Raw genomic sequence first — 25,595 nt, 5'->3', positions numbered from 1 at the left:
TAACAGTATAGCACGAAAAGCCACTCGTACAGCATGGGCGACCAAACAAAAATACCCTCCCACCGCGTGGCAGGAAGGCACCCCAAACCATCCTTTATTTTGCTTGCCGCTTTTTGCCCAGAGAGCGCACCGCTGCAAACACTTGCTGATAATAGTGAGCCTCGTGAGGGACAAAAGCCGACTGCTCCACGCGAAGCTCGACTTCCTGTCTAGTCCCGTCCGGCTCGGATAAAAAGCCGTGCACCGCAATCGTGGCCATATCTCCCGCGAATAGTCGTTCCACCTCATCCAGCTCTGCCCACAACAGCCCCGTTACCTCTTCTGCTTGCAGCACATACGCTTGCAGAGGCTGATCACAAGCATAGGCAAACACGTGGCACATTTCTTTGTCGATGAGCTCTGGAGTCTCCAAGACGTCATTTATTACTCCGATCTCATCGAGCGCATCGAACGAGACAGTCAAGCCCAGCTCTTCCTCCAGCTCTCGGACGCCGTCTGCCGGACCCTCGGACGCTACCAGATGGCCAGCCGATGTAATGTCCAATAAATTGGGGCCTGTATCCTTCTGCGGGTGGCGTTTTTGAAACAGCAGCCATATCTTGGATTGCTCTACGCGGTAGATCCAGCAGTGAAACGTCTGGTGCCAATGCCCGAGTCGGTGTACTTCTGTGCGTGGCGCCACGCCTATAGGTGTTCCGGATTCGTCAAAAATGTCCAGCATCTCCGCTTTCAATTCCCTACACCTCTTCCTATCTCTCTTGTCTTCTCTACCTTACCAGTCCTTGTGCACGCTGGCTACAGCAAGGAGTGGTAGCCGTCGATGAACACTTTTCCGGCAAAGTACAAAAAGAGCAGTGCAGATACAAACGAGAAGCCCCGAACAAGCCGATGTCCCAGCCATTTGCCGCCTTGGCTCGACACACCTGCCATAAACAGGGACCATGTGATCGAAGCCGTAAAGAAGCCACTGAAAAAGAGCAAAAGAGCCGACGCCGAGTTTGCATCAGAAGAAGCGATCACGCTGCCGCCGATTGTCGCAAACCACAAAATAGCCGAAGGAGAGGCCAGCGCCAAGCCAAGCCCGGAGGAAAAGTCTCTCCAGCTGCGTTTCCGATTGTTCTGCTCCCCGCCCTGTTCCTGCAGGTCAATTTTTTTCGGGCTGCGAAATTCTTTGATCATGTTCCAAGTCATGTACAAGAGAATCAACGTCCCGCCCAACCAGAGCACCCAGCGGATGACCCGGTTTTCCATCAGGAGCGAGATCCCGACCATGGAAAGCAAAGCGTAAATCAAGTCACCGAAGCTGGAGCCAACCCCAATGAGAAAAGATGGGAGCAAGCCTCGTGCTACTCCTGTGCGAATGATCGCGACATTGACGATCCCCAAATCCAGACAGAGCGATAAGGATAGAAAAAAGCCAGAAAGAAACCAGGTCAAATGAATCCCCTCCACCAACAAACAGATGTCAGAAAACCTAACCTATTTATAACATGAATTTGTTCACAATGGGTATGGTTTCCTTTCATCAGGGACCATCAGCTTGCTGTCTTTTTTTGTGCAGGCTCTTCTTCCGCCTTTTCTTTCCATAATCGCTCTAACACCAAAGCAAGGAGGACCCCTACCAGCAGACCGTTTCCGGCTATATACTGCACGATGGCGGGAGCCTCTGAGAATGTCTCGGCAGGCAAAAACAATATCGCCGTCCCGATCATCATCGCCACCCCGAGAATCAGCAGTCTTCGCTCCGTCATAGGCTCGCGCAAGATGGCCCTCACTCCCAGACCAATCATAGGGACAAACGCCGCCAGTTCAACTGCATAGGCCACCTGTGCAGGCATCGTCGTCAAGAAGCGGATGATGGCAGGCATAAACGCCAGACAGGCCATGATCAATCCTCCTGCCAAGAAGGGGGCCATCCTCTTTTGACCCGTCATCCGTACATAGCCGGCGCTTCCTCCCAGCGGAACGATACCGACCGTGGCAAAAAGGGCAGAAAGCACATGGGTCACCCCGCTTACCGCCGTGCTGCGAAAGACGTGCCGTGGATCTGCCCCTGCTTTTTTCTCAAGGACGTGGTCCATTGAATCCGTTGCGGCCATCGTACTTGCGAGCACCATCAGGATCAAAGGAACAACAGCTACAGCCATCCCCACATCCAGATGGGGAAGTCCCCAGACAAATACGTCCGGCAGCCGAAACCAGACAACGTCCGAGGCCGCACTCTCCGCTTGTCCCAGGCAAGCAAAGGCAAGCCATCCGACGGCAATTCCGATCAGGACCGCGTAGCTTTTCCACCAGCCAGCTCCCCACACCGTCAAGCCGAGCACGAAGACAAACACAGCAAACGCCAGGAGTGCCGACAGCGTATGTCCCGATGTCAAAGGGCCATGGCCGGCTCCCAGCATCCCTTTCAGAAAAACTCCCCCCAGCTGAAAGGAGAGCAGCAGCATGAACGATCCCGTTACCAGCGGGGTAAACCACACCGCGATTCGATGTGCCACACGGCTGATCAGAAGCAAAAGCACTCCAGCCAGAATCATTCCACCTGTCAATAAGGATAGCGTAGCGGAGGGATCGCCATGGCTGCGCATGGCCATATCCCCCAGGATGACAAAGACGCTCAGCCAAATTCCTGCCGGTCCATCAATAATGGGGCGACGATGCCCCAGTGTGCCTTGCAATATCGTCGCGAGCCCTGACACGAGAAACGTTCGCTGCATCACCCCCTCTATTTCGGCGGCAGGCAGATGGAACAGACCGCCGATGACAATCGGAATCGGAATGGAGTAAACCAGCATGTAGACAAACCATTGCAAGGCTCCCAGCCCGTTATGCCAGCCAGGGAACTGACTTTTCATGATGAGGAGTCCTCCCAACAAAATCGGGGATAGCGCATTCCGCCATCCCCGTCTCTTTTTTCACTATTGGATCGTTACTTCATCCAGCATCAGGTATCCTACCGGACTCAACCAGAAGCCGCGTACATCTTTGGCGGTTACCGACACGTGATCGATCGTGCGGATCGGAATGAGCGGTACTTCCTTCAGCTCGATTTCCTGCAGCTTTGCATAGATTTCATTGCGTTTTTGCGGATCTTTCTCGCGACGGCCTTGTTCGATCAGCTGGTCCACTTCCGGGTTGCTGTAGAAAGCAATGTTACCCATGCTGCCTTTCGAGGAGCTGTGGAAGACGTTGTACTGGTTGTAGTCACCGTCTCCTGTCGCATTCCCCCAACCGCCGATGAACATATCGTGCTCGCCTTTGTCAGTGAAATCGAGGTAGGCACCGTACTCCATTACCTTGATTTCCACGTCGATGCCAATCCCTTTCAGCTGAGATTGAATAACCTCTGCTACGTTCATGCGCTCTTTGCGGTCATCTGTGACGATTGTCGTCTTAAAGCCGTTCGCATAGCCAGCATCACTCAGCAGCTTCTTCGCTTCATTTACATCGTAGGTGTAGTCCGTAAGATTCGGGTTGTAGCCGATTACTTTGGAGGACATCGCAGATACCGCTTCGTTCCCTACGTTGTTGTAAACGCCTTTGACGATTGCTTCTTTTTCCACAGCGTGGGCAACTGCTTGACGGACACGAATATCGTCAAAAGGCTTTTTCGTTACATTAAAGCCGATATACTCGACTCCCAGGCCCTCAGCGCGAACCATGTTCATGTTCGGGGAAGATTGGGCACGTTCTACTTCCGTTACAGGCAGCTGGTCACCAATGTGAGCTTCTCCTGCCTCTACCATCGCGATACGAGTCGTGTCCTCTGGAACCACCTTGTAAACAACCTTGTCTACTTTAGGCTTTTCGCCCCAGTAGCTGTCATTTTTCACGAGTGTCATATCTTGGCCAGGTGTCCATGATTCAAACTTGAACGGACCTGTACCAACAGGCTGCTTGGACAGCGTGTCCGAGTGCTCAGCGATCGCCTTTGGACTCAAGATGCTGCCTTCTGAGCTAGCGAGAATGGAGAGCAGTGGTGCGAAAGGATAGTCCAGGATAAAGTGAATGGTCTGCTCATCCACCACCTTGACTTCTTTGATCATGGAAAAGTTGGATGCACGTGGAGAGCCTACTTTTGGATCTACTGCTCGTTCAAAGGTCTTTTTCACGGCTTCTGCATTGAACAAAGTACCGTCGTGGAAGGTGACGCCGCTTCTCAGCTTGAACTCCCATGTCAAATCGTCCAGCTGCTTCCACTCCGTTGCCAAGGTAGGCTTGTACTCGGAATTTTTATCCCGCGAAATCAAGCTCTCGTACACTTTTCCATAAATGTAGTTCGCGGAAGGAATGTTGGTGATGAATTGAGGGTCGAGATTGTTCGCGTCTGCCTTGCGCGCTACAATCAGCGTTCCCCCTGCTTTCGGGCCGTCCGCTGGTGCGGATGCTCCCGATCCCGATTGCTCTTGCCCTGCACCGCAGCCGGTCAATACGGCACCGACGGTCAGCGTCAAAGCGAGCAAGGATCCAAACAAACGTGCTTTTTTCATTGGATTGTCCCCCTGTAAGATGCTGTCGAAATTTCTGCAATGTTTGCTTAACTGCATTATACGGTAAGGGGCCAAACAAGCCTTTCAGCATCTTTACATCTATTTATAATATTTTTACTTTTGCTTAACTTTACACTTCTTTTTGCCAAACTATGTTTCCCTGAAAAAACACTGCTGCTTTTGCTGACTGACGGGCAACTGCTTCTGCCGAGCAGCTCGCTTGCAAAAATACTGCATCCGCCTGATCGCCGACTTTCGGCCAAACACGTTCGCCAGCGTCATCAAGCGGAGTCACCCCGCCTGTGACATACCCGAGCGCACGGGACAGCCGGAATTCATCCGTCCATCGGAACCGCTCCGCGAGGCGGTTTGCCTTTTGCAGCATATCTCCCGTCCCGAAGGAATCCCAGTGATCCGTAATGTTGTCGTTGCCAAGAGCGAGGTGAATGCCTTTTTCGCTCAGGAGAGGAACGGGAATCGTCGGCATATCGATCGGGATCGCAGAGACAATACGAATCTGCAAATGCGCGAGAAGCTCTGCTGTTTCGGAAGCAATCGCTTCGGGAACCTCCCCCAATCCATAGGCGTGGCTAATCGTGACACGCCCTTGCCATCCTGCCTCCTCGGTCAAAGCTGCGATCCGCTTCATGATGAAGACACCCAAGTAACCTGGCTCATGCAGATGCAGGTCGATATCTGCGTTTGCTTCGACCGCCAGATCCATAACGGTATGCAGCGATTTTTCAATGTCGTCGTCAAATGTCGCAGGATCTACTCCTCCAACCAAGCCAGCACCATTTCGTAGTGCTTCTCGCATCAGTCCGACCGATTGACTACGAAGCAAGCCGTGCTGAGGGAAGGCGACCATTTCCCAGGAAAGTTTCCCGCTGTATGCCTCCAAAGCACGCAGCGTCTCCTCCATGTTTTTCAGACCGATGACCGGGTCAATGTTGCAATGCGTACGAACATGGGTAGCCCCGTTTGACTGGAGCAAATGCAGCAGCTTTTCTGCCCGCTCTCGCACAAACGGTAGTTGCTTAGGTAACAGCTCTTGCTCCTGTTCGATCCGAAAAAAGCGATTCGGAGCAGGAATGCACGCTTGCCACGGTCCCCCGTAAAAGGTCTTGTCCAGATGAATGTGCATCTCCCGAAAGGATGGCAGCATCAGGTGTCCGCGTGCATCCCAGCTCGGCACCTCATCCGGTAGTTCCTGCGCTGCTGGCACGATCTGTGCGATCCGCCCTTCCTGTACGCGCACATGAAATGGCTCCGTGCGGGTACCACTCACCCTCCCTTCCTTCCATTCAAAGCCGGTTTCCAAGGTGACATTGGCAATCCAGAAGCTGCCCTTTTTCTCCGTCATCCGTCTCTCTCCCTATCACTCGATGGTAATGTCGTTAATCATCATGTACCCGGATGGACTGATCCAAAATCCTTTGATATTTTTGCCGAGGGCAGCGACATTCTCCAGATTGCGGATCGGTACCATCGGCGCCTCGCTCGACTCGATCTGCAGTGCACGGGCGTAGATGTCTCTTCGCTTTTGCGGATCCTGTTCCCTGCGACCTTCCTCGATGAGTTGATCAACCTCTTTGTTTACGTAGAAGGTCGTATTTCCCCCTTTGCCCAAAGAGCTGGAGTGAAACAGGTTGTACTGGTTGTAGTCTCCATCGCCAGTGGCATTCCCCCAGCCACTGATGAACATATCCGTCTCTCCATTATCTTCCGCATCCAGATAGGCTCCGTATTCGAGAACTTTCACTTCCACTTCGATCCCGATACCTTTTAATTGCGATTGGATCACTTCTGCCGCATTGATTCGCTCTTTGCGATCGCCTGTCCAGATCGTCGTCTTGAAGCCATTCGGATAGCCAGCTTCTTTCAGCAGAGTTTTCGCCTTGTTCGGATCAAAGGTGTAGCCCTGCACGCTATCGCTGTAGCCCAGCACCTTTGGACTCATCGCGGAATTGGCTCTCGTGCCAACACGATTGTACACGCCTTGAATGATAGCATCTGTCTCAATCGCATAGTTGATCGCCTGGCGGACACGTACATCGTCAAACGGCTTTTTCTTCGTGTTAAATCCGACAAACTCTGTACCCAGCCCCTCGCTGCGATACAAGTCGAGCTGCGGCGAGTTTTTTACGCGATCAATTTCTGTGACGGGCAACGGCTCTGCGATGTGCGCTTCTCCGGTCTCAACCATCGCAATCCGTGTCGTATCTTCCGGAACGACTTTGAATACAGCCTTGTCTACCTTGACCTTTTCTCCCCAGTAGTTTTCGTTTTTTACCAAGACGATTTCCTGACCAGGTGTCCACGATTCAAATACAAACGGACCCGTCCCTACCGGATGCTTGCTCAAATCTTTTCCGTACTGTTCGATCGCTTTTGGTGAGAGAATGCTGCCTTCATGGTTTGCGAGGATCGAAAGCAGCGGCGAGTACGGATACTCGAGCTTGAATTGAACGGTGTAGTCGTCGATGGCCTTCACTTCTTTTATCATTTTAAACTGCGTAGCACGAGGAGAACCTACTTTTTCATCGAGAACACGAGCAATCGTCGCTTTCACGGCTTCGGCATTGAAGGGGGTGCCGTCGTGGAACTTGACATCCTGGCGCAGCTTGAATTCCCACGTCACATCATCTACCTGTTTCCATTCTGTCGCCAGCATCGGCTTGAACTCCATGCTCTCGTCCCGCTGGATCAGCCCCTCATACACTTTGTGATGGACAACGCTCGCTGCATTGATCGCCGAAATGAAATGGGGATCCAGGTTGTTGGCATCGGACTGACGGGCAATAATCAATGTCTTTTGCGCTGATGCAGAGGCTTCTGATCCCGCTTGCTTGCTGACGGCTCCTGTCTCACTACCATTCGAGCAACCAGAAAGCAGAAGTCCGGTGCTCAAGACGCTGGTAAGCACCCAATTCCACGTTTTGTTTTTCATCATGTGACACGCCCCCATGCTTGGTTATCTATCTTTTTTGTATAGAGCAACAGCATAGCTCGACCCCGCAGGAATCTCGCTATGCTGCTCATCTGTCTAGCTTTTACGGCAGAACCACGTCGTCCACTTCGATGTGACCAGCCGGGCTGATCCAGACGCCTTCTACCCCTTTTTGGATCGCAGCGAGATTCTCAGAGAAACGGTATGGAATCAACGCAACGTCATTCATTTCGATTTGTTGAGCTTGCTCATAGATCTGCTTGCGTTTCTCTGCATCCTTTTCCTTGCGGCCGTCCTCGATCAGCTTGTCCACCTCTGGATTGCTGTAGAAGGAGTGGTTGCCGGGAGCGCCTTGGGACTTGGTGTGGAACAGGTTGTACTGGTTGTAGTCCGCATCACCCGTTGCATTTCCCCAGCCGCTGATGAACAGGTCGGTTTCGCCTTTGGAAGCGGCATCGATGTACGCACCGAACTCCAGAACCTTCACTTCCAGGTCGATCCCGATTTGCTTCAGCTGTTGTTGCAGTACTTCCGCCACATTGATACGAGCTTTGTTGTCGTTGAGGTAAATCGTTGCTTTCAATCCGCTCGCGTAGCCAGCTTCAGCAAGCAGCTGCTTTGCTTTTTCCAGGTTGTACTCGGTGTCTTTTACATTTTCACTGTAGCCTACCATGGTTGGGGTAACCGAAGAGTGTGCGATCTTCCCTACATCGTTGTATACCCCTTTGATGATGGAATCCTTGTCAACTGCAAGTGCAATAGCTTGACGGACACGAACGTCATCAAACGGCTTTTTCTTGGTGTTGATCCCGATATGATCGCTGGAGAAGGAAGCGTAGCGTCCCAGCGTCATGCTGCTGGAGTTTGTCACCCGATCCACTTCGGTAACTGGCAGCTGCTCAGCTACTTGCGCCTCGCCCGTTTCTACCATCGCGATGCGGGTCGTGTCTTCCGGAACGGTTTTAAAGACGACTTTGTCCAGCTTTGGCTGACCACCCCAGTAGCTGTCATTTTTCACGAGTACGACCTCTTGTCCAGGCGTCCACGATTCGAATTTATAAGGCCCGGTTCCAGTCGGATGCTTGGTCAGATCTTTGCCGTACTCCTCGATGGCTTTCGGTGAAAGAATGACGCCTTCTGCGCTTGCCAGAACAGACAAGAGCGGGGTATACGGATAATGCAAAATAAACTGTACGGTTTGGTCATCCACGACCTTTACTTCCTTGATCGCTTCAAACAGATTCGCCCGGTTGGAGCCGACTTTTGGGTCTTGCACGCGAGCGATTGTCTTTTTGACCGCTTCAGCATTGAATGGAGCTCCGTCATGGAACGTTACACCTTGGCGCAGCTTGAATTCCCAAGTCACGTCATCCAGCTGCTTCCATTCTGTCGCCAAAGAGCCGACGTACTTGCTTTCCTTGTCCATCCGCACAAGTCCCTCGTACACTTTGTGATGAATAATAGCAGCTGAGTTGATTTGGGTGAGGAAATGCGGGTCCAGATTGTTCGCATCGGAAAGCCTTGCGATGACCAAGGTGCCGCCTGTTTTTCCTGCCGCAGGCGTGCTTGCACCCGGCTGTGCTGCTCCATTTGTCCCCTGACTAGCTTCCTGACCGGATGAGCAGCCAGCCAGTGCAGCCGAAACCGCAACGGTCAGCGCAATCAGCGTCTGAAAAAAGCGCGTCTTTTTCATGAAGATGTCCCCCTCTTTCGCGCGTTCTTATTGTGTTAATTTTTTCACCATTCGCGCATATTTCATTTTACCTACTATTCTGGCTATATTTTTTCACTCTCTTTACTACTATTTTCAATTTCTTTACTTTCGTTCGGATTGCCGATCCTCCATATGCCCTCTCACGCCAAATTATTTCTTTCATCTAAATATTCACATATGCGTCATTTCATCTACTATTCCGCCTTATCCCATTAAACTAACTATCCCGATTGTTTATTCCGATATAAAACATTGTTGAAGCGATTATGACTTTTTACCTACACACCACGAAAGGATGCTAAGCATGAAAAATCGCAGTGGAAAGACCCCTCGAGGTAATTTCAAAACAAAGCTCATCACTGCGTTTCTCTTGATTCTGGTGATTCCTTCCCTCGCGATAGGCACACTGGCTTATGTCCAGTCGCGCGCCGAGATGGAAGACCAAATTATGAAAAGCGCAGACGAAAATGTCCAGCTGGTGAATTCCATCGTCAGCTCTACCTTTTCTCCCAAAATGAAGGATGCCGACTACTTGGCTTCGCTCATTACGAGAAGTATGTATAAAGAAGGAGATAGTCCTGAGGTCACCCGTCTGTTTGAAATGTACATGGGCATGCACCCTGAAGTGGCCAGCATCAGCATGGGCACCGATACAGGCAGCTACTATCGCTTTCCAAAACAGGAAACCAAAGCTGGCTTCGATCCCCGTACCCGAGACTGGTACAAAAGCGCTATGGAAAGCAAAGGCTCTGCCATCATCACCGCTCCTTATTTATCTGCGGTAACAGGAGAAGTCATCGTGACGATCGCGCAATCGACAGACGACGGCTCCGGTGTCATCGGCATTACACTCGGTATCGAGCAAATCAAAAATGTCGCTTCCTCTGTAAAAATCGGGAAGGAAGGCTACGTACTGATTTTGGACAAAGACAAAAAGTACATCGTCCATCCTACGATGAAAGCCGGAGAGGTAGCCGAGGATGCGTTCTACGAGCAAGCCTATCAGAACCACGCAGGCCACATCTCCTACAATCTAGGCGGCGATGAAAAAATGATGTCCTTTACCACCAATGAGCTGACAGGCTGGAAAATTGGCGGAACGATGCTCATGAAGGAAATCGCGGATTCCGTTCAACCGATTTTTATCAATACACTCGTCACCATCATTGCCTGCCTCCTGATCGGGGGCGTGCTGATCGCAATCATCCTGCGATCCATCATCCGCTCTATCAAGCAGCTGAGCCAGCAAGCTGTCAAGGTCAGCAACGGCGTCCTTACCGAGACCATCCACGTTCAGTCCAAGGATGAAATCGGGGAGCTCGCTCAAGCGTTCAGTCAAATGCAGCAAAATCTTCGTACTCTGATTCAAGACGTAGAAAGCAGAGCCGAGCAAGTCGCAGCTTCCTCCGAGCAATTGACAGCCAGTGCCCAGCAAACGAGCGCTTCCTCCGAGCACGTCGCCGCATCTGTGCAGGAGGTGGCCAGCAGCGCGGAAAAACAAACAACCGGAGTCGAGCAGAATGTCCACGCTTTAGAGGAAATCTCCCACGGAGTCGATCGGATCGTGGAGAGTGTGCGTGTACTCGCAGACCTGTCGAAGGATACGTCCGTTCAGGCGGATGAAGGCGGCGTGTCCATCCAGCAGGTCATGGGACAAATGAATTCAATCCACGAGTCCGTCGAAAAATCAGATGCGATGATCAAATCGCTGTATGATCGCTCCAAGGAAATCAGCAACATTTCCGAAGTCATCAGCGGAATTGCCCAGCAGACGAACCTGCTGGCACTAAACGCGGCGATCGAAGCAGCCCGCGCCGGAGAGCATGGAAAAGGATTTGCCGTAGTCGCAAACGAGGTACGCATTCTGGCTGAGCAATCTCAGCTTTCCGCTACCCAAATTTCCGAGCTCATCACGGAAATTCAGCGGGAAACGACAGAATCGGTAGCCACCATGGAAAAAGTACGTCAAGACGTTGCCGGCGGTCTGGAGGTTTCCACCGAAACCATCCACAAGTTTGAGCAGATTTTGCTCAGTACGCGCGAAACCGCCCCACATATTGACGAGGTATCCAGCATCGCGGCGCAAATAGCAACCGGTGTGCAGGCTGTCAGCCAAGTGGCGAGCCAGCTTGCTCAAATCGCGAAAAGCAATGCAGAATCCGCAGAAGAAGTGGCCGCTTCGACAGAGGAACAGCTCGCCTCCATGCAAGAGATATCTGCATCCTCGCAGTCCCTGGCAACACTTGCAGAGGAGCTTAAGGCGCTTCTCAACAAATTCACTTACTAATAGAAATGCAAAAGGGATAGACAGCCAGTTCGACGTGGCTCTCTATCCCTTTTTTCGTGGTTGGCGACGCGTTTGTTTATTGAATCGTCACATCGTTGATCTCTACATAACCAGATGGGCTGATGGTGATGCCTTGCACGTTTTTCGCGATCGCGGCCAGATTCTCACTGCTGCGGTACGGGATGAGCGGCACTTCGTCGATCTCGATTTGCTGGGCTTGCTCATAAATTTCTTTGCGTTTCTGCGGATCTTTTTCTTTGCGTCCTGCTTCGATCAGCTCGTCGACCTTTGGATTGGCGTAGAAAGAGTGGTTGCCTGGCACTCCTTTGGACGTGCTGTGGAACAGATTGTACTGGTTGTAGTCAGCATCTCCTGTCGCATTTCCCCAGCCGCTGATAAACATCTGCGCTTGTCCTTTTGCTGCCAGGTCTAGGTAAGCCCCAAACTCCATCACTTGAATCTGCAGGTCGATTCCAATCCCTTTCAGCTGGGACTGCAGAACCTCGGCTACATTTATGCGCGCCTTGTTGTCATTGAGATACACGGTTGCCTTGAAGCCATTGGCGTAGCCTGCTTCGGCGAGCAATTGCTTCGCTTTGTTCAGATCGTAATCCGGCGTTTTCAAGTTCGGGCTGTAACCGATTACTTTTGGACCCAGGGAAGAAACGGCTACTTTCCCGACATTGTTGTAAACTCCCTGGATGATCGCTTCCTTGTCGATCGCGTGGGCAATGGCCTGACGTACGCGTACATCGTCAAACGGCTTTTGCGTTACGTTCATCCCGATGTGATCGACTGCGAAGGACTCATACCGTCCCAGCGTCATGCTGGAAGAATTTTTTACGCGGTCGATCTCGGTCACGGGCAGCTGCTCTGCGACGTGAGCTTCGCCTGTCTCCACCATTGCTACACGGGTCGCATCTTCTGGCACGGTCTTGAAGACGACCTTGTCGATTTTGGGCTTGTTCCCCCAGTACGCTTCATTTTTTACCAGCACGATTTCCTGACCTGGCGTCCAAGACTCAAATACGAATGGACCCGTTCCTACAGGATGCTTGCTCAAATCCTTTCCGTATTGCTCGATAGCCTTTGGACTAATTATCCCGCCTTCTGCACTCGCGAGGACGGACAGCAGCCCTGCAAACGGATAGTGAAGAATGATCTGCACTTTATGCGGATCGACGACTTTCACTTCTTTAATCATGCCAAACATATTGGCTTTCGGTGTAGGCGCATTCTTGTCCAAAATGCGGTCCATCGTCTTTTTCACGGCTTCGGCATCGAACGGTGTCCCATCGTGGAAAGTGATTCCATCCCGCAAAGCAAACTCCCACGTAAGGTCATCGAGCTGCTTCCACTCACTGGCCAAGAGCGGCTTGTACTCACTGTTGGCATCCAGCATCACCAGCCCTTCGTACAGCTTGTGCTGAACAACGGCCATAGAATTGATCTGCGTGCTGAAATGCGGATCGAGATTGTTGGCATCGGACAAGCGGGCGATGATCAAAGTCCCCCCACTGGATGCTGCTGGAGCTGGAGCTGCCCCCGACTGACTGCTCGTTGGCGTGTTGGCGCCGTTTGGACTGCTGCTTGCTTGCTGCCCGGTCGAACAACCCGCGAGGACGGTTGCCAACAGCACAGATAGGGCAAGCATAGAACGTAGGCCGTTTTTTCTTTTCACGAGAATGACCCCCTCTTTTTTCAGATGAGAATGGAAGAATAACTTCGTAGTTCTAATTTTAATAATTTTCTAACTTTTTTCTTTCAACTATCTTTACCTTTCTTTTCATTATTTTTACCATTGTTATTTTTCACGATCATAAACTTCTGATCGATAATGTGAAAATGTAACGAGAGAAGCTGCTTGGAAATAGCAAAAGGCACAGTCCCTCCCTCGTCGGAAGGCAACTGTGCCTGTCAGCCAAAACTCATTTATGCTTTTGTCACTTCAACAGACCAACCGAACTTGTCTTCCACAAGTCCGTACTGGATGCCTGTCATCTGATCGTACAGCTTGGAAGTCAATTCTCCGATCTGTGCGTTGTTGATGACCATTTTGTGCTCGTTCCAGCTCATTTCGCCAATCGGAGAAATCACTGCCGCTGTCCCTGTTCCAAAGGCTTCTTCCAGCTCTCCTTTGGTATACGCCTCGTACAGATCCTCCATGGAAATGCGTTTTTCCACAACTGGAACGCCCCAGTCCTTCAACATATGGATGGTGGAATCTCTCGTAATCCCCTCGAGGATGCTGCCGTTCAATTCCGGTACCCACACTTCCCCATTTACCTTGAAGAAAACGTTCATGCTGCCGACTTCTTCTACGTATTTGTTTTCGATTCCATCCAGCCACAGGACTTGCTCGTAGCCTTTTTCCTTTGCTTCTTCCTGTGCTTTCAGGCTGCCTGCATAGTTACCAGCTGTTTTGGCATTTCCCGTACCGCCTCGAACTGCGCGTACGTAATGGTTTTCTACATAAATTTTTACCGGCTTCATGCCGCCAGCGTAGTAAGCACCTACCGGGGACAAAAGAATAATCAATTTATACGTATGGGATGCACGAACACCAAAGCATGCTTCGGTCGCAATCACGAAAGGACGAATATATAGGGACGTTCCGCTCTCAGTTGGAATCCACTCTTTTTCCGTGGCTACCAGCTGCTTGAGCGCCTCGAGCATGAAATCCTCATCAATCAAAGGCATGCTGAGTCGGCTCAGGGAACGATTCAATCTTTTGAAATTTTGATCCGGACGGAATAACCACGCGCGGTCATCTTTGTTGCGGTAAGCCTTTAGTCCTTCAAAAACAGTTTGTCCATAATGGAAAACCATTGCTGCCGGATCGAGAGTGACCGGGGAGTACGGTACGATTTGTGGATCGTGCCATCCTTTTCCCTCTGTGTAGTCCATCGTAAACATGTGATCGGTAAAATGAACACCGAATCCAAGTTTGTCGCTAGCAGGCTTTTCTTTTCTCTGTTCGGTCAGGGTAATTTTTAACTGACACTCCATCTTCTACATCTCCCTTAGCATTTAAAAATCCTACACTTCTAGTACTACATAATGTTATTAAAATATCAACAATTTTGAACGATTTCCACCGTAAGTTTATTCCGAAAAGTTCATCTTTGTACAAAAAAACACTTTCCGCTTGTTTTCTACACGTTCTTCATAAAACTTCATACTTTTTTCAGAGCTACTACAGAAATGTCGTTTATAACTGGGTATGTAAAAAGATTTCCCTCGAGGGAAGGGAATGATGGAGGATGAAAAAGATGAAAAAAACCTGTCGTTTTCTTACATTCACAGCTATGATGGCTGTTGTTGCTTCTTTGGCTGTTCCGGCTTTCGCTGCTAGCGAGCCAGGCGAAAATGAAGGAACTCCTAGCTTCTTCAGCTCTTTTGTAGGCCAAAACCACATTGTTGTGAACCCAGCTGCAGAAGAAGCTACTACTTCTACTACTGGTACAGCAGCTCCAGCAACAGAAGGTACTGCTCCAACCACAACGGTAGATGCAAGCGTTCCTGCTTACACACTGGGTGGCGGATGGATGAACTTCCCTGCGCAAGCTGACAACAACAACGACCGCTAAGAATTTGCACGAGAAAAAGGTGCTCCGCTACACTGGAGCGCCTTTTTTTTACTGGGAAGGCATTTACTCCTTATATGCCTAGGTAACGCAACTATTTTATAATAATGGTGAATAAGGAGGTCTTTCTAAATGAACACCCCTACGATCTTAATCGCTGACGACGATCCGGATATTGTCCGGTTGCTCGCCGAAAGCTTTCAGGATGAAGGATTTGTCACGATTGAAGCGCACAACGGCAAGGAAGCCATGGAAAAAGCCCTTGATCCTTCCCTCTCCCTGATCCTGCTGGACATCATGATGCCGGAAATGGACGGTCTTGATGTTTGCCGCAAAATACGGAATGTCGTCAATATTCCCATCTTATTCTTGAGCGCCAAAGATCGGGAGCTGGATCGGATTATCGGCTTGGAAGTCGGTGCGGACGATTATATTTTGAAGCCTTTCAGCATTTCAGAGCTGATCGCCCGGGTACGCGCGCATCTGCGCAGGGAAAATCGATACATATCCGCCGCCAAAACGATTCACAGTGGAAACCTGGTTATTAACAAGGACACCTTTGAAGTGTTTCATCATGATAAACGGATCGATCTGTCGACCAAAGAATTTCAGATTCTTTTATATTTGGCGGAAAATGCGAATCGCGTGCTCAGCCGCGAGCAAATCTACAACGCCATCTGGGGAGAAACCGAGTACGGAGATATCAACACCGTCACTGTACACATTAAAAATTTGCGCTCGAAACTGGAGCATGACAAGCATTACATCAAAACGGTCTGGGGTATCGGATACAAATTTGTTGGTGACATGCAGTGAGACATCATATTCAGTTGAAAATGCTGATCGCGCATGGCATCGTCCTTTTGCTCAGCCTCATCCTTCTTGGCCTTTATTATTGGAAATTTGAAATCGCGGACTTTGCCACTGAATGGGAAAAACTGCGCCACCAATTCCAGCAGCAGGACCGCCAATTTATTAATGAAATCAATGAATTCCGCGGGAAGCCAGACGAGACTCGGACATTTTTGTACAGCTACGCGCAGGACCACTCTATGCGCATCAGCATGTATGACCGTGAGAAGGGAAAATCCATTACAGCTGACTCGCTGTCGCACAACATTTTCTCAGTCACGCTGCAGGATGATCAATACACCGATCAAAAGCATCGGTACGACTTTACCTTTACGCATCCCGTCACCTGGGATATGCTGCGGCCTGTTCAGTCTTCCAGTCACATTCTCGCCGTAGCCGTTTTGCTCTTTTGCCTGTCAACCGTCTTCTTGGGCATCTATAGTAGGAGGTTAGCCATGCTGCCGCTCGTGACGTTCTACAAAAAGCACAGTGATCTCATCAAATCCGATTTTCCTCCCTACCCGAACGAAATGGAATGGGAAAAAATCTACAGCTCCCTGCTTAAAGCCAATGAGACCCTCTCTCTGGAAAAGCACAGGCAGTCTGCAGCCATGGCGGCAATCTCCCATGATCTAAAAACACCGCTCACCTCGATCAAAGGGTATATGGAGCGTCTGATGCGTGGACGTGTCCAATCAGAGGAAAAGCGCCAGGAATACTACCAGATCATCTACCGCAAAGCGACGGAGATTGAAAAGCTGACCCAGGACCTCACAGAGTACGTGCAGAATGCCAATCACCCGCTCCTGGTCCGAAAGAGAGTACCTCTTCATTCTTTCGTGCGATCGATCGCTTCGGAATACGAAGAGGAGCTGCCAACATTTTCTGCCAAGCTCAGCTGCTCCTGCTCCATTCAGGGGAACCCCATCCTATTCGTGGACGAGCAGCGCATTCGCCGTGTCTTTGCAAACGTCATTCACAACTCGCTCAACCACTCATTGACACAATGTGAGGTTCATATCTCTTTCCGCGTCTATACGGAAAACGATATGGCGATATTCGAGCTGGAGGACAACGGACCCGGAGTCCCTGAAGAAGAGCTGCAAAAAATATTTGAGCCTTTTTATCGCGTAGACAAAGCGCGGTCAAAGGTCAAGAACGGCAGTGGTCTCGGGCTTGCGATCTGCAAGGGAATGGTCGAGAAGCAGGACGGCCGCATCCATGCGTACTTGCCAGAAAAAGGCGGTCTCGGCATCAAAATCGCTTTGCCTCTGCAAGCAGCAGAATGAAACAAGCCCAGTCTTCTATAGACTGGGCTTGCTCGTTTAATCTGGCGTGGTGTATCAAGAGAAAAACGCTTCGAGCACTTGCTCCTGTTCATGAATGGCGACTCTTGCCTCGTAGTCGCGTACGGCCTGATTGCTCGCAGCCATAAATGCCTGTGCCACTGCCATCAGTACGTCGCGGTGCTCGGATACGCCCTTGAAATGACTGCCGTTTGCGCTGACTGTCACGATCGCTTCCCCGGTCGCGTGTTCTCCGGAAGAGAGGGAATACAGCTCCATATCGGTGAACTCCACCTCGATCGGCAGCGCCTGCTTGATGCCTGCCACCAAAGCTTCGACTGGACCTTCGCCTGTGCCAGAGTATGTCTGCTCTTCTTTTGTGACGTTGTTTGTGATCGTGCAGGATGCCATCCGGTTGCCGGAAGTTCCGGTCAACACCTGCGCATTGACCAGCGTAAATGGCTCCAGCACCGCATTGACGGTGTGTCCGACCAGCTCGAGCAGCTGATGGTCCTGTACCACTTTTTGCTTGTCGGCCAGTTCTTTGAATTGATTGTACAGAGTTTCCATCTGTTCCTCATTCAGCTGTACCCCAAACTCGTTGACACGATGCTTGATCGCATGGCGTCCGGAGTGCTTGCCGAGAATGATCATGTTGCGCGGCACGCCCAGCTTCTCTGGGTCCATGATTTCGTAGGTGCTGCGCTCTTTCAACAGGCCGTCCTGGTGAATGCCCGCTTCGTGCTGGAAAGCGTTGCGACCGACGATCGGCTTGTTGAAAGCGATCGGGAAGCTCATCGCACGGCTGACCTTTTGCGAGGTCGTGTAAATATGCTCCGGACGAATGCCCGTCTCCGCATCCAGCGCTTCCTTGCGCGTTTCAATCGCCATCACGAGCTCCTCAAGTGAGCAGTTCCCTGCACGCTCTCCGACACCGTTTACCGTTACTTCCACCTGTGTCACACCCGCCTTGATCGCAGCAAGGCTGTTGGCAACGGCAAGGCCAAGGTCGTTGTGGCAATGGGCGCTAAACTCTACTCTGTCGCTGCCACGGACGTTTTTCATGACGCGGGTGAACATCGCTCCATACTCTTCCGGCAGTGCGTATCCCACTGTATCCGGGATGTTGATGATGGTCCCCCCTTCTTCAATCGCCGCCTCGATCATCTCAAACAGGAACTCGTCTCCTGTACGGGTCGCATCCATAGGGGAAAACTCAATTCTGTCCACGAATTGCTTCCCGTAGGCAATCATCTCCCGGGCAATCTGAATGACTTGCTCGCGCGACTTGCGCAGCTGGAAGTCCAGATGAATGTTGGAGGAAGACAGGAACATATGCAGTCTGCGTCGCTCAGCTGCCTCTGTAGCGCGAACGGCAGCATCGATATCCTCCTTCACTGCGCGGGCAAAGCCACAGATTTCGACGCCATGCACCTCTTGGGAAATTCGTTGCACCGCCATAAAATCACCAGGACTGGAAATCGGGAAGCCCGGCTCAATCACATCCACACCGAGTTCTGCCAGCTGTTTTGCGATTACGATCTTTTGCTCGGGATGCAGGGATGCTCCTGGCGCTTGTTCGCCGTCACGCAGGGTTGTATCGAAAATATGGATTCGTTTTGTCATGGGTATTGCCTCCTCAAAGGTTGTTTTTGTTTTTCGGGAATAAGAAAACCTCTATCGAGGCCATCCCATGGAGGAGCGACCGCGTTTTAGCGGAACGTTTCCATGCGCTCCAGAATTCATAAGCATTACGCTTATAAATTCTTATACGTTAAAAAAAAGCCCGCCGTCTCCTATACAAGAGACGACAGGCCTGTCAGCTGCCGCGGTACCACTCTCGTTGATCCCCCTTCGCTGGGGATCCACCTCATAACCCCGATGACGTGGGGTGATTCCGTCAAGGTCTACCGTCCCCATCAGGGGTTCAACCTTGCCGCTCCCGGGTGAGATTCAAGCTACTCTTGACTGCGTCGCACCGTCCCGCAGCTCTCTGGACAAGAATATTGCTTTACTAGCTCCCGTTCTTCGCGTTTGTTCTATGCTATTTTAAATTCTTACTGTACAAAAAAAGGCCCGCCGTCTCTATCGAAGAGACGACAGACCTTGTCTATCGCGGTACCACTCTCGTTGACCCCAGCTTACGCCAGAAGTCCACCTCATGTACGGAATCAAACTGTTCCGCACGACCCGATCACGGAGGTTAACCGTCAGGACTTACTGGCTTCGGTGCAGCGCTACATCCGATTTCAGTCCTGCCGCTCCCGGGCGAGCTTCACTGGCTTCTCTGACTGCGTCGCACCGTCCCGCAGCTCTCTTTACAGATCAGACCACTTACTGTTCCCGTTCTTCGCGTTATACGTTGTTCTTGTTGTTTGAAATTCTATTCGCTTTGGCTGCCCTTGTCAATGACTCTTTTTGAAAAAATTCATTTGATCCATCAACATTTCGTCATTTCAAGAATGGCTCTGTTCTGTAAGCCAATCTACGATTTTCCCCTGCAGCTCCTCTACTTGTCGGGCGAAGCTATGGTCCGCCTCCTCCATCAAGAATAGGTCTACGCGTCCCTCGTAAGCTTGGGCAAACTGCTTCGAGCCTTCTGCCGGCACCGCTGTATCTGCTGTTCCATGAATGAGGAGTACAGGGTTTTCATAGTTTTGGGAAGCTTTTATGGGAGCATGTCCCTTCTCGATCAGATCCCGAACAAAATCCGGCTGCAAGGACATCGCTTTGCCATAAAAATGCGAGATGGTCTCTCCGGACTCTGCCGCAGCCCAAAGCTCGGGGCCCAGGATGATGTCATGGAAGTTTTCCCTGGGATGGATGACTGGAGCCAGAGCAATTCTTCCTGCTACCGGTATTTTCGTGTCATCGTGAAGCAAAGCGATGCACCCACCCAGACTATGGCCGAGCACATAGATCGGAGACTTTTGAAAAGATGGCTGCTCATGGACCCATTCCACGACTGTGTTCAGGTCATCCTTCCATCCGGAAATGGTCGTATCACGAGCAAATTCTCCCGCACTTTCCCCAGAGCCGGAGAAGTCAAATCGAACGGCTGCAAAGCCTGCAGCTTCCACTGCATGGGCCAGACCTAATACGAACTGATTGCCTCCGACTTTTTCCCCTGTAAATCCGTGACAAAGAATAACGACTGGTGGATTTTCCTCTCGTTCCGGCATGTGAATCATCGCAGACAGACGTTTTCCGTTACGCTCAATCCATTTGTGGTCTTTCACGGCACTCCCCTCCTCATAAGGATTGATTATACCTTTCTGCTCATCATTTTTTCAATATTTTGCATAAAAACCCTTTGACTGACTCTGCCAATTTGCAAAAAAGCACAACCTGCTCTTTCGAAGCGAGGCTGTGCTTGTGTTTTTATCTAGCTCGATTGCGGCTCCCTACTTTTGCACGCGAAACGAAGGCGTAAACAGCTCTTCTGCCCCGAGCTGCTGGTAGTCTCTCTCAACGTAGCCCAGTTTCATTTTTTCAAAGTAGCGCTGCCCCTTTGCCTTGATTTCCTCCAGATCGAGACCTGGAATCAGGCGGTCCTTCATGACGACACGTCCATTAATGATCGACAGCTTGACGTCGCGGCCTGAGCCCGACATGATCAGTGTGCGAATCGGGTCTTCGATTGGTCCCAAGTGGAAGCCGTCCAGGTCGATTGCGATCAAATCCGCTTTTGCTCCCGGCGCCAGTCTACCAAGATCCTCTCTGCCGAGGAAGCGAGCTCCCCCCAAAGTAGCTGCACGGAAAATATCTGCGTAAGACGAATCGGTGACATCTCTCTCCAGAAGGCGGGAGAACATGCTTGCCGTACGGATGTTTTGAATAAAGTCTGGCGGGAAGGTGTCCGTACCGATCGCGATGTTGATACCACGACGCTTGTAGCGCGCAAAAGTCTCCAGCGCATCTCCGTGACGTCCAATTACCAGTGGGCAATGAATGACGGTCGTACCCGTCTCCTGTAAAATCGCGAGGTCGTCCCCTTCCCCGATCGTCGCGCCACTGTACCCTGGAACGTAGTGAGCGTGCGGAATGGCCGTACGCTCCCCCAGGAAACCGATGCTGTGCAGGAACTGAACAGGCGACATGCTGTGACGGCGGTGCATCTCGTTGTATTCAAAGCTGCCCTGTGCTGCGTGCAGACGAATCGGACAGCCCAGCTCTTCACTGTATCGTTTTGTTTGGATCAGGTTTTCCGGTGTCTGCGTCTCGATGCGCTCTGGTGCGAGCATTCCCCGGATTAGGCCGTTATGCGCTCCATCGAAATCTTTGACGAACTGAACGGCGCGCTCAAGTCCAGCACGACCTTCTTCTTCGTTCCACAGTACCTCGATTTCTCCGTTTTCTTTGACCACACGCATCCCCGACTGATAGCTTGGCCCCATATACATCCGCAGACCCAAGCGACCTGCATGATTGGCTGCTGCCGCCAGCTCCTCGTACGTTTCCGCCCAACGCTTGTAAAAGACGGATGTGATCGGCATCGCAGTCGTCACGCCATTTAAGATCAGCTGGCTGTAGGCATATAAGGATTTGAACGCCTCTTCTTCCGGAGTCATGACTTCATGGTAGCCACTCTCGTAATACTGCTCGGACCAAAGCAGATTTTTCGATCGGCTGGCAGGTACCTCCAAATGCACGATATCATGATCAATGTCGCCTAAGGCATTCAAATCGATAAATCCCGGGCTGATCACCGCGTTTCCTGCGTCAATCACTTCATCGGCATGTCCCTCGTATTTTTGGCCCACATACAAAATCGTGTCATTCTCGTATACCACTTCTCCATTGCGGATGATGATGTGGTCGTCCCCATCAAAGCCGATCACGTATGTGGCTGTGACTTTCGTTTTCATCCTGCGATTCCCCCTCGTATTTTCTCCCAGCGATGTGTCCAGACCTACCTCAGGCTATCGTATAAAATATTCTGGCAACTGTGTTTCATTCGCTTTACCTGTATTTGCACAATCTTTACTCCTTTGCGAAAATAGCGACCTTTCCCCCAATACGTAAAGATCATGCAAAAAAAAGTAAAGAACCTGAACCTAGATGTTCGAAATATTCCGTACAATTTACTAGTGAGGAGTTTCCTCTAAGAGAGATTATGGATAGAGATAAATGCGAAGGGACGGATCATTGCATGACGAATGCTTTTTGGTTAACGAATGTACGCCTGGACAGCGGTTTTGAAACGGGAGACGATGGGGTCGACCACACGCTCACGGAGCTGTCTCACTTGCTCGTTGAAGACGGACGAATTGCGCGAATCGAGTCGGCGGAGCAGCCTTTGGACACAACGCTGCCGATCCAAGATGCAAAAGGGCTTTTGGCACTCCCCTCATTTGTAGAAAAGCATAATCATCTGGATAAAACGTATGCCGGTGCAGCCTGGAAATCATGTCTGCCTCCGAAAAAGCTCATCGATCGTCTGCAGTTTGAAGAAAAGGAAATGCCGCTGATCTCGGGTACGACCAAGCAGCGTGCGCAAGCCATGCTCTCCTGGCTGCTCGCGGGCGGTGCAACTCATGTGCGGACGCATGTAAATATCGATCCGTTTATCGGGCTGAAAAACCTCGAGGGTGTACGTGAAGCCCTCGAATCCTACAGCGACAAAATGACCTACGAAATCGTGGCGTTCCCGCAGCAAGGCCTACTTCGTACGAAGGCTAGCGATCTCATGAGACAGGCTATGCGCGAAGGGGCAACCCACGTCGGCGGATTGGATCCTGCTGGCATCGATAACGAGCTGGAAGGCTCCCTGCGCGAAATGATGGACATCGCGGTTGAAGCCAATGCAGATGTCGATATCCACCTGCACGATCCCGGTACACTTGGCTTCTATACAATCAAGCGTATCATGGATCTGACAGAAGAAGCTGGCTGGCAAAACCGGATGGCGATTAGTCACGCTTTTGCCCTGGGTGATGTCTCCCCTGAGGAAAGCGCGGAAATGGCAGACCGTCTCGCCCAAAATGGTGTGCAGATTATGACGACGGTTCCGATTAATCGTCCGATGCCGCCTGTACCCATCCTGCATGAAAAAGGCGTTCGCGTCGCTCTTGGCTACGATGGCTTCTACGATTCCTGGTCTCCTTATGGCACCGGGGACATGCTGGAGAAGCTGAACCGTCTTGTGGAGCGATACCGTTGGGTAGATGAGCGTTCTCTTGTTCAGTCGCTGTTCTTCATTACCGGTGGAAAAACGACATTGGACAAAGAAGGAAATCGTCTCTGGCCAAAGGTTGGGGACGAAGCAAGCATCGTTTTTGCTGAAGCGAGCTGCTCGGCAGAAGCCGTGGCGAGACGTTCTCGTCGTCCAGCTGTTATGTTTAAGGGGCGTATCGTTTTGGGGGAGCTTTCTTGAAATGTGGCTGCCGCGGGGGCGAAGAATTTTTCCATTCTTCGCTCCAGGCTCCGTCCTGCTGGGGGTTTCACTGGTCGCTGCGCAACGTCTGGCGGGGAAACGCAAAAGGGGTAGCCGCTTCGCCGTTTTTACAGGTTGCGTTTCTTTTGCCCGCCAACCGTCGCTCCGCTGGGCCGGACTCCACAGTCGCTCCGCCTGGAAAAATTCTTCTCTGGCGTTGCCTTTTTTCGATAGCTTGGGCTTGGGAGCGTCGTGATGGCGGATTCTGGGGGGAGCTTTCTTGAAATGTGGCTTCCGCGGGGGAGAAGAATTTTTCCATTCTTCGCTCCGGGCTCCGTCCCGCTGGGGGTTTCACTGGTCGCTGCGCAACGTCTGGCGGGGAAACGCAAAAGCGGTAGCCGCTTCGCTGCCTTAGCACGTTGCGTTTCTTTTGCCCGCCAACCGTCGCTCCGCTGGGCTGGACTCCACAGTCGCTCCGCCTGGAAAAATTCTTCTCTGGCGTTGCCTTTTTTCGATAGCTTGGGCTTGGCAGCGTCATGAGGGCGGGTTCTGGGGGAGCTTTCTTGAAATGTGGCTTCCGCGGGGGAGAAGAATTTTTCCATTCTTCGCTCCGGGCTCCGTCCTGCTGGGGGATTCACTGGTCGCTGCGCAACGTCTGGCGGGGAAACGCAAAAGCGGTAGCCGCTTCGCTGCCTTAGCAGGTTGCGTTTCTTTTGCCCGCCAACCGTCGCTCCGCTGGGCTGGACTCCACAGTCGCTCCGCCTGGAAAAATTCTTCTCTGGCGTTGCTTTTTTTTCGATAGCTTGGGCTTGGCAGCGTCATGAGGGCGGGTTCTGGGGGGAGCTTTCTTGAAATGTGGCATCCGCGGGGCGAAGAATTTTTCCATTCTTCGCTCCGGGCTCCGTCCTGCTGGGGGATTCACTGGTCGCTGCGCAACGTCTGGCGGGGAAACGCAAAAGCGGTAGCCGCTTCGCTGCATTAGCAGGTTGCGTTTCTTTTGCCCGCCAACCGTCGCTCCGCTGGGCTGGACTCCACAGTCGCTCCGCCTGGAAAAATTCTTCTCTGACGTTGCTTTTTTTTCGATAGCTTGGGCTTTGTAGCGTTATGAGGGCGGATTCTGGGGGGAGCTTTCTTGAAATGTGGCTTCCGCGGGGGCGAAGAATTTTTCCATTCTTCGCTCCGGGCTCCGTCCTGCTGGGGGATTCACTGGTCGCTGCGCAACGTCTGGCGGGGAAACGCAAAAGCGGTAGCCGCTTCGCCGTTTTTACAGGTTGCGTTTCTTTTGCCCGCCAACCGCCGCTCCGCTGGGCTGGACTCCACAGTCGCTCCGCCTGGAAAAATTCTTCTCTGGCGTTGCCTTTTTTTTCGATAGCTTGGGCTTGGTAGCATTGTGAGGGTAGGTTCTCGGTAGGTTCTCGGCAGCTTTTGGCCTTTTGAGGCTCAAAGCTGCCGCTTTTTACTACTGGAGTGCAGCTTCCGAAGACTTTCGTCATCCGGATACAGGTTTCCCAAATAGGATAATGTTGTGATCAATTTTCAATTTGACCTCTTTCTTTATCTAAGTGTAGTAACATCAAGTAAGAAAATGGTAGGAGGTTTGTAAATGCCTAGTTTCTTGCAGGTGTTATTCTTGTTTAACCTATCTCTATTTCTCCTGCACGAAATGGATGCGATTAGACGTTCTGAGTGGAGATTGTTTATCGTGCTAAAGGATATGGAAGAATCTAAAGCTTATCGAGTCTTCACGTTGATTCACCTTCCGCTTTACACGATCATTCTCTGTTTTCTTTTTAGCAACTATCAGACGGTTACTTTTTGGGTCCTGGATTCATTCTTTATCCTACATGCGATCCTGCACCTATTTTTTGAAAAGCACCCCCGTAATGAATTTAACAATACCTTTTCAAGAACCATCATTTACTCCATGGGACTTCTTGCGTCTATCCATTTCCTCCTCCTGTTTCAAAACTGAGTACAAATCAGGTCCGAAGTACGAAGCGGATGGCAACCTTGTAATCAGGCGGATGACGTGTGGATTATCGTACAATGA

At 51.2% G+C, this 25,595-nt stretch carries 21 protein-coding genes and 2 other annotated features; of the genes, 9 read left to right on the top strand and 12 right to left on the bottom strand.

Translation table 11 applies throughout. The annotated features are described in order from the left end of the window. Nucleotides 1-94 precede the first annotated feature (94 nt). The 7 genes from EDM59_RS16515 to EDM59_RS16485 all read right to left on the bottom strand — a co-directional run bounded on the left by EDM59_RS16515 (nucleotide 95) and on the right by EDM59_RS16485 (nucleotide 9,136). Nucleotides 95-733 (bottom strand): NUDIX hydrolase, encoded by a 639-nt coding sequence (locus tag EDM59_RS16515; RefSeq protein WP_122924601.1) that lies wholly within the window; start codon nucleotides 731-733, stop codon nucleotides 95-97. A 62-nt stretch (nucleotides 734-795) separates the two neighbouring features. After that, nucleotides 796-1,437 carry a LysE family translocator gene (locus EDM59_RS16510; RefSeq protein ID WP_122924600.1) on the bottom strand — a complete coding sequence of 214 codons (642 nt, stop codon included), beginning with the start codon at nucleotides 1,435-1,437 and terminating at the stop codon, nucleotides 796-798. Between the two features lie 98 nt (nucleotides 1,438-1,535). Beyond that, entirely contained in the window at nucleotides 1,536-2,858 is a 1,323-nt protein-coding gene (locus EDM59_RS16505) for a purine/pyrimidine permease (RefSeq protein WP_122924599.1), read from the bottom strand. Nucleotides 2,859-2,921: 63 nt separating this feature from the next. After that, entirely contained in the window at nucleotides 2,922-4,493 is a 1,572-nt protein-coding gene (locus tag EDM59_RS16500) for a glutathione ABC transporter substrate-binding protein (RefSeq protein ID WP_122924598.1), read from the bottom strand. Nucleotides 4,494-4,623: 130 nt separating this feature from the next. Continuing rightward, a complete protein-coding gene (locus EDM59_RS16495) occupies nucleotides 4,624-5,856 on the bottom strand; it encodes an amidohydrolase family protein (protein ID WP_122924597.1) in 1,233 nt (410 codons plus the stop codon). A 15-nt stretch (nucleotides 5,857-5,871) separates the two neighbouring features. After that, nucleotides 5,872-7,446 (bottom strand): glutathione ABC transporter substrate-binding protein, encoded by a 1,575-nt coding sequence (locus EDM59_RS16490; RefSeq protein ID WP_122924596.1) that lies wholly within the window; start codon nucleotides 7,444-7,446, stop codon nucleotides 5,872-5,874. 100 nt (nucleotides 7,447-7,546) lie between these two features. Further along, nucleotides 7,547-9,136, bottom strand: a complete 1,590-nt coding sequence (locus EDM59_RS16485; RefSeq protein WP_122924595.1) for a glutathione ABC transporter substrate-binding protein — start codon at nucleotides 9,134-9,136, stop codon at nucleotides 7,547-7,549. Nucleotides 9,137-9,461: 325 nt separating this feature from the next. Here EDM59_RS16485 and EDM59_RS16480 point away from each other — a divergent pair, with 325 nt between their 5' ends. Then, nucleotides 9,462-11,444, top strand: a complete 1,983-nt coding sequence (locus EDM59_RS16480; RefSeq protein WP_122924594.1) for a methyl-accepting chemotaxis protein — start codon at nucleotides 9,462-9,464, stop codon at nucleotides 11,442-11,444. A gap of 76 nt (nucleotides 11,445-11,520) precedes the next feature. Here EDM59_RS16480 and EDM59_RS16475 read toward each other — a convergent pair whose 3' ends face one another. Together EDM59_RS16475 and EDM59_RS16470 are read right to left on the bottom strand one after the other, a co-directional pair. After that, nucleotides 11,521-13,125: a glutathione ABC transporter substrate-binding protein gene (locus tag EDM59_RS16475; RefSeq protein WP_122924593.1), complete on the bottom strand. Its 1,605-nt coding sequence runs from the start codon at nucleotides 13,123-13,125 to the stop codon at nucleotides 11,521-11,523. Nucleotides 13,126-13,376: 251 nt separating this feature from the next. Next, nucleotides 13,377-14,453: a branched-chain amino acid aminotransferase gene (locus tag EDM59_RS16470; RefSeq protein WP_122924592.1), complete on the bottom strand. Its 1,077-nt coding sequence runs from the start codon at nucleotides 14,451-14,453 to the stop codon at nucleotides 13,377-13,379. Nucleotides 14,454-14,716: 263 nt separating this feature from the next. Between EDM59_RS16470 and EDM59_RS16465 the strand changes: the two genes are divergently transcribed. The 3 genes from EDM59_RS16465 (at nucleotide 14,717) to EDM59_RS16455 (ending at nucleotide 17,172) form a co-directional block, all read left to right on the top strand. Beyond that, a complete protein-coding gene (locus EDM59_RS16465; protein WP_122924591.1) occupies nucleotides 14,717-15,034 on the top strand; it encodes a hypothetical protein in 318 nt (105 codons plus the stop codon). A 129-nt stretch (nucleotides 15,035-15,163) separates the two neighbouring features. After that, on the top strand, nucleotides 15,164-15,847 hold the full coding sequence (locus tag EDM59_RS16460) for a response regulator transcription factor (RefSeq protein ID WP_122924590.1): 684 nt from the start codon (nucleotides 15,164-15,166) through the stop codon (nucleotides 15,845-15,847). Continuing rightward, the gene (locus tag EDM59_RS16455; RefSeq protein ID WP_122924589.1) at nucleotides 15,844-17,172 is read left to right on the top strand and encodes a sensor histidine kinase; all 1,329 of its coding nucleotides are present in this window, start codon (nucleotides 15,844-15,846) and stop codon (nucleotides 17,170-17,172) included. Before EDM59_RS16460 ends, EDM59_RS16455 begins: the two co-directional genes overlap by 4 nt. A gap of 54 nt (nucleotides 17,173-17,226) precedes the next feature. Here the strand turns inward: EDM59_RS16455 and EDM59_RS16450 are convergent, their stop codons facing one another. The 3 genes from EDM59_RS16450 to EDM59_RS16440 form a co-directional block, all read right to left on the bottom strand. Further along, nucleotides 17,227-18,795, bottom strand: a complete 1,569-nt coding sequence (locus EDM59_RS16450) for a 2-isopropylmalate synthase (protein ID WP_122924588.1) — start codon at nucleotides 18,793-18,795, stop codon at nucleotides 17,227-17,229. A 174-nt stretch (nucleotides 18,796-18,969) separates the two neighbouring features. Beyond that, nucleotides 18,970-19,207 (bottom strand) — a binding site (T-box leader). A gap of 51 nt (nucleotides 19,208-19,258) precedes the next feature. After that, nucleotides 19,259-19,529, bottom strand: a binding site (T-box leader). Nucleotides 19,530-19,625: 96 nt separating this feature from the next. Further along, complete coding sequence (locus EDM59_RS16445; RefSeq protein WP_122924587.1) at nucleotides 19,626-20,408, bottom strand: alpha/beta hydrolase family protein; 783 nt, start codon at nucleotides 20,406-20,408, stop codon at nucleotides 19,626-19,628. A gap of 165 nt (nucleotides 20,409-20,573) precedes the next feature. Further along, on the bottom strand, nucleotides 20,574-22,037 hold the full coding sequence (locus tag EDM59_RS16440; RefSeq protein ID WP_122924586.1) for an amidohydrolase family protein: 1,464 nt from the start codon (nucleotides 22,035-22,037) through the stop codon (nucleotides 20,574-20,576). A 284-nt stretch (nucleotides 22,038-22,321) separates the two neighbouring features. Here EDM59_RS16440 and EDM59_RS16435 point away from each other — a divergent pair, with 284 nt between their 5' ends. From EDM59_RS16435 to EDM59_RS31695, 5 genes are all read left to right on the top strand, one after another. Then, a complete protein-coding gene (locus tag EDM59_RS16435; protein ID WP_122924871.1) occupies nucleotides 22,322-23,545 on the top strand; it encodes an amidohydrolase family protein in 1,224 nt (407 codons plus the stop codon). Nucleotides 23,546-23,825: 280 nt separating this feature from the next. Continuing rightward, a complete protein-coding gene (locus EDM59_RS31610; RefSeq protein ID WP_281274570.1) occupies nucleotides 23,826-23,960 on the top strand; it encodes a hypothetical protein in 135 nt (44 codons plus the stop codon). 148 nt (nucleotides 23,961-24,108) lie between these two features. Beyond that, nucleotides 24,109-24,243, top strand: a complete 135-nt coding sequence (locus EDM59_RS31605; RefSeq protein WP_281274569.1) for a hypothetical protein — start codon at nucleotides 24,109-24,111, stop codon at nucleotides 24,241-24,243. A gap of 155 nt (nucleotides 24,244-24,398) precedes the next feature. After that, nucleotides 24,399-24,527, top strand: a complete 129-nt coding sequence (locus EDM59_RS31600; RefSeq protein WP_281274568.1) for a hypothetical protein — start codon at nucleotides 24,399-24,401, stop codon at nucleotides 24,525-24,527. Nucleotides 24,528-25,148: 621 nt separating this feature from the next. Then, the gene (locus EDM59_RS31695) at nucleotides 25,149-25,517 is read left to right on the top strand and encodes a DUF6713 family protein (RefSeq protein ID WP_122924581.1); all 369 of its coding nucleotides are present in this window, start codon (nucleotides 25,149-25,151) and stop codon (nucleotides 25,515-25,517) included. The last annotated feature ends 78 nt before the right edge of the window (nucleotides 25,518-25,595 follow it).

The sequence above is a fragment of the Brevibacillus nitrificans genome (assembly GCF_003710965.1).
Classification (GTDB): Bacteria; Bacillota; Bacilli; order Brevibacillales; family Brevibacillaceae; genus Brevibacillus; species Brevibacillus centrosporus.
This window is presented reverse-complemented; position numbering and strand designations above follow the sequence as displayed.

Coding starts and splice junctions, on each gene's coding strand:
- EDM59_RS16505 (WP_122924599.1), bottom strand. CDS start 2,858: ATGAAAAGTCAGTTCCCTGGCTGGCATAACGGGCTGGGAGCCTTGCAA.
- EDM59_RS16460 (WP_122924590.1), top strand. CDS start 15,164: ATGAACACCCCTACGATCTTAATCGCTGACGACGATCCGGATATTGTC.
- EDM59_RS16500 (WP_122924598.1), bottom strand. CDS start 4,493: ATGAAAAAAGCACGTTTGTTTGGATCCTTGCTCGCTTTGACGCTGACC.
- EDM59_RS16450 (WP_122924588.1), bottom strand. CDS start 18,795: ATGACAAAACGAATCCATATTTTCGATACAACCCTGCGTGACGGCGAA.
- EDM59_RS16435 (WP_122924871.1), top strand. CDS start 22,322: ATGACGAATGCTTTTTGGTTAACGAATGTACGCCTGGACAGCGGTTTT.
- EDM59_RS16465 (WP_122924591.1), top strand. CDS start 14,717: ATGAAAAAAACCTGTCGTTTTCTTACATTCACAGCTATGATGGCTGTT.
- EDM59_RS16490 (WP_122924596.1), bottom strand. CDS start 7,446: ATGATGAAAAACAAAACGTGGAATTGGGTGCTTACCAGCGTCTTGAGC.
- EDM59_RS16470 (WP_122924592.1), bottom strand. CDS start 14,453: ATGGAGTGTCAGTTAAAAATTACCCTGACCGAACAGAGAAAAGAAAAG.
- EDM59_RS31695 (WP_122924581.1), top strand. CDS start 25,149: ATGCCTAGTTTCTTGCAGGTGTTATTCTTGTTTAACCTATCTCTATTT.
- EDM59_RS31600 (WP_281274568.1), top strand. CDS start 24,399: ATGTGGCATCCGCGGGGCGAAGAATTTTTCCATTCTTCGCTCCGGGCT.
- EDM59_RS16495 (WP_122924597.1), bottom strand. CDS start 5,856: ATGACGGAGAAAAAGGGCAGCTTCTGGATTGCCAATGTCACCTTGGAA.
- EDM59_RS16440 (WP_122924586.1), bottom strand. CDS start 22,037: ATGAAAACGAAAGTCACAGCCACATACGTGATCGGCTTTGATGGGGAC.
- EDM59_RS16485 (WP_122924595.1), bottom strand. CDS start 9,136: ATGAAAAAGACGCGCTTTTTTCAGACGCTGATTGCGCTGACCGTTGCG.
- EDM59_RS16480 (WP_122924594.1), top strand. CDS start 9,462: ATGAAAAATCGCAGTGGAAAGACCCCTCGAGGTAATTTCAAAACAAAG.